This window comes from Streptomyces pseudogriseolus (assembly GCA_002154585.1).
GTDB classification, from domain to species: domain Bacteria; phylum Actinomycetota; class Actinomycetes; order Streptomycetales; family Streptomycetaceae; genus Streptomyces; species Streptomyces pseudogriseolus.
Genome location: MUNG01000221.1, coordinates 11737 through 11952 on the forward strand (window position 1 = coordinate 11737; position 216 = coordinate 11952).

The 216-nt window shown below is 71.3% G+C and carries 1 pseudogene; it reads left to right on the forward strand.

Going from position 1 to position 216, the window contains the following annotated elements:
- Positions 1-10: 10 nt before the first annotated feature.
- A pseudogene (locus CCN29_RS20445) lies at positions 11-216 on the forward strand (ROK family protein); the annotation flags it as partial.

Consider the following 216-nt stretch of genomic DNA (forward strand, 5'->3'; position numbering starts at 1 on the left):
ACGTGGTGCCATGGAGATCTTCGGCGTGGACATCGGCGGATCCGGGATCAAGGGCGCCCCGGTCGACCTCGACAAGGGGGAGCTGGCGCAGGAGCGCTGCAAGGTCCTCACCCCGCACCCGGCCACCCCTGACGCGGTGGCCGACGGGGTGAAGCAGGTCGTCGACCACTTCGGCTGGACCGGCCCGGTCGGCGTCACCTTCCCCGGCGTGGTCAC